Consider the following 3236-nt stretch of genomic DNA (forward strand, 5'->3'; position numbering starts at 1 on the left):
TCGATGCCGAGGTCGGCGGCCTTCTTGCGGATCTGGTCGACCGGGCCGAGCAGGGTCAGTTCGCACACGCCCCGGCGCAGCAGCACCTCGGCGGCGTGCAGCACCCGCTCCTCGGTGCCCTCGGGCAGCACGACCCGGCGCAGGTCGGAGCGGGCCTGCTCCAGCAGCTTGTGCTCGAACATCATCGGCGTGACGCGGTCGCTGCTCGGGGCGGAGACGCGGCGGGCCAGGCCGGCGGTGTCGGCGTACCGCTCGAACAGGCCGAGCGCCCGCTCCGCCTTGCGCGGGGTGGCCGCGTTGAGCTTGCCCTCCAGGGAGAACAGCTGCTCGGCGGTGGGGAAGCTGGTGCCGGCCACCGACAGCACCGGGGTGCCGGGCGCGAGCCGGTCGGCGAGCGTGAGGATGTCGTCGCCGGGCACCTCGTCCAGGGTGAGCAGCACGCCCGCTATCGGCGGGGTGCCGGCGCTGTGCGCGGCGAGCGAGCCGACGACCAGGTCGGCCCGGTCGCCCGGGGTGACGACGAGACAGCCCGGGGTCAGGGCGCCCAGGAAGTTCGGCAGCATCGCGCCGCCGAAGACGAAGCCGAGCACGTCCCGGGCCAGCCCCGAGTCGTCGCCGAGGACCACCTTGGCGCCGAGGGCGTGGCCGATCTGCGAGACGGTCGGGGCGGACAGCGCGGGCTCGTCGGGCAGGACGTAACACGGCACCGGGAGCCGGGAGTCGAGCTGGGCGGCGATCGCGTCGCGGTCCTCGCGGGCCACCCGGTTGGTGACCATGGCCAGCACGTCGCAGCCCAGCGTGTCGTAGGCCCGGTAGGCGTTGCGCGTCTCGGCGAGCACCGACTCGACGGTCTGCTTGCGGCCGCCCACGACCGGGATCACGGACGCGCCGAACTCGTTCGCCAGCCGGGCGTTGAGCGACAGCTCGTCCGGGAGCTGGGTGCCGGCGTAGTCGGTGCCGAGGACCAGGACCACGTCGTAGTCGCGGGCGACCAGGTGGAAGCGGTCGACGAGCGTGGACACCAGCTCGTCCGCGCCGGCCTCGGCCTGGAGGGCGGACGCCTCGTGGTAGTCCATGCCGTAGACGGTCGCCGGGTCCTGGGCGAGCCGGTAGCGGGCGCGCAGCAGCTCGAAGAGGCGGTCGGGCCCGTCATGGACGAGGGGGCGGAAGACGCCCACCCGGTCCACCTGCCGGGTGAGGAGCTCCATGACCCCCAGTTCGACGACCTGGCGGCCGTCGCCGCGGTCGATGCCGGTCACGTACACGCTGCGGGTCACGCGCGCTCTCCGTTTCGTCTCGAGTGGGGGTGTGTATCAAGCCAACGGCTATCCAGCCACGGGCACAAAAATCGCCCACCGAGGTGAGCAGAACCCTCTTGACAATACCTCCGTCGATAGATAAGGCGCCCATCAGCCTCGGGGTGCCGCACCGGGCTGTGGAGCGTGAAACAATCGGCAGAGGCTCACCGGTATCAACAGCGAGCAGGAGACACAGCACGATGCGTATCGGAGTTCTCACCGCAGGCGGCGACTGCCCGGGCCTGAACGCCGTGATCCGGTCGGTCGTGCACCGCGCGGTCGACAACTACGGCGACGAGGTCATCGGCTTCGAGGACGGTTACTCGGGCCTGCTGGACGGCCGCTACCGCACGCTCGACCTGAACGCGGTCAGCGGCATCCTGGCCCGCGGCGGCACGATACTGGGGTCGTCCCGGCTGGAGCGCGACCGGCTCCGCGAGGCCTGCGAGAACGCCTCCGACATGATCCACGAGTTCGGCATCGACGCGCTGGTCCCGATCGGCGGCGAGGGCACGCTCACGGCGGCCCGCATGCTGTCCGACGCCGGTCTGCCGGTGGTCGGCGTCCCGAAGACGATCGACAACGACATCTCGTCGACCGACCGCACCTTCGGCTTCGACACGGCGGTCGGGGTCGCCACCGAGGCCATGGACCGCCTGAAGACCACCGCCGAGTCCCACCAGCGGGTGATGGTGGTGGAGGTCATGGGACGCCACGCGGGCTGGATCGCGCTGGAGTCCGGCATGGCGGCCGGTGCGCACGGGATCTGTCTGCCGGAGCGGCCGTTCGACCCGGCCGATCTCGTGAAGATGGTCGAGGAGCGCTTCGCCCGCGGCAAGAAGTTCGCGGTCATCTGCGTCGCCGAGGGCGCCCACCCCGCCGACGGCACCATGGACTACGGCAAGGGCGCGATCGACAAGTTCGGCCACGAGCGCTTCCAGGGCATCGGCACGGCACTCGCCCACGAGCTGGAGCGACGGCTCGGCAAGGAGGCCAAGCCGGTCATTCTCGGCCACGTCCAGCGCGGCGGCTCGCCCACCGCGTACGACCGGGTGCTCGCCACGCGGTTCGGCTGGCACGCGGTGGAGGCCGCGCACCAGGGGCAGTTCGGCAGGATGACCGCGCTGCGCGGGACGGACGTCGTGATGGTGCCGCTCGCGGAGGCCGTGACCGAGCTGAAGACGGTGCCGAAGGACCGCATGGACGAGGCCGAGTCGGTCTTCTAGAGCGGCCGGGCCGGGCTAGGCCGGGCTCTTCTGGATCCGCGTCCAGAAGTGCTCGACGATCCGGTCGAGGAAGTCGCGGGCGGCGTCGCCGGCATCGCTGCCGCCGCCGCCCCAGCTCAGCGTGGCGGCCATGTGCCCCTGGTAGTCCTGGTGCAGCGCCTGCAGGGCGCCCTCCAGGAACGGCCGGTCCAGGGGCACGACCTTGGCCACCGGGCGTACGTAGGCCTGCCAGCGGGTGGTGACGGCGTTGCGCAGCAGGTCGCCGAGCTTGGCGTCGCGGCCCGTGACGGAGACGAAGTCGGGCAGGCGCAGGCCGAGCAGATCGGCGAGGGCGGCGGACTGGCGGTCGGTCCCGCGCCAGGTGTCGGTCTCCTCCATCCGCAGATAGGCGTGGAGTTCGTGTCCCACGGCACGGGCCACGTCCTCCGGCGCGAAACCGCGGGCGATGCGGTGCTCGCGCAGGGTGCGGGGTCTGCCGATGAGTTCGCCGGGCGAGCACCACAACACCCCCGCGAGCGCGGTGAGTTCGGAGCCGGACGGGGCCGCCGCCCCGCGTTCCCAGGCCATGACGTGGCCGGGGGTGATGTGGGGGTGCCCGTACGAGACGCGTATGTCGTGGGCGACGTGCTCGGGTGACATGCCGAGGGCCGCGCGCAGCCGGCGGGCCGCGGGGGCGTTGAAGGGCGGGGGCGTCGCTGTCGCTTATACACAT

General features: G+C 72.0%; 3 protein-coding genes. 1 reads left to right on the forward strand and 2 read right to left on the reverse strand.

The genetic code is table 11. The features are described from left to right. Positions 1 to 1277 (reverse strand): phosphate acyltransferase (locus CCL05_RS41245; protein ID WP_158102531.1); only part of this gene is annotated, 1277 nt, incomplete at its 3' end. Positions 1278 to 1498: 221 nt separating this feature from the next. Between CCL05_RS41245 and CCL05_RS41250 the strand changes: the two genes are divergently transcribed. After that, positions 1499 to 2524: an ATP-dependent 6-phosphofructokinase gene (locus CCL05_RS41250; protein ID WP_086565693.1), complete on the forward strand. Its 1026-nt coding sequence runs from the start codon at positions 1499 to 1501 to the stop codon at positions 2522 to 2524. Positions 2525 to 2539: 15 nt separating this feature from the next. Here CCL05_RS41250 and CCL05_RS41255 read toward each other — a convergent pair whose 3' ends face one another. Next, positions 2540 to 3181, reverse strand: coding sequence for a helix-turn-helix domain-containing protein (locus CCL05_RS41255; RefSeq protein ID WP_425275986.1), 642 nt, complete (start codon positions 3179 to 3181; stop codon positions 2540 to 2542). Positions 3182 to 3236: the final 55 nt, after the last annotated feature.

Origin of the sequence: Streptomyces africanus (assembly GCF_002150735.1) — a bacterium.
Taxonomy (GTDB): Bacteria; Actinomycetota; Actinomycetes; order Streptomycetales; family Streptomycetaceae; genus Streptomyces; species Streptomyces africanus.

Coding starts and splice junctions, on each gene's coding strand:
- CCL05_RS41250 (WP_086565693.1), top strand. CDS start 1,499: ATGCGTATCGGAGTTCTCACCGCAGGCGGCGACTGCCCGGGCCTGAAC.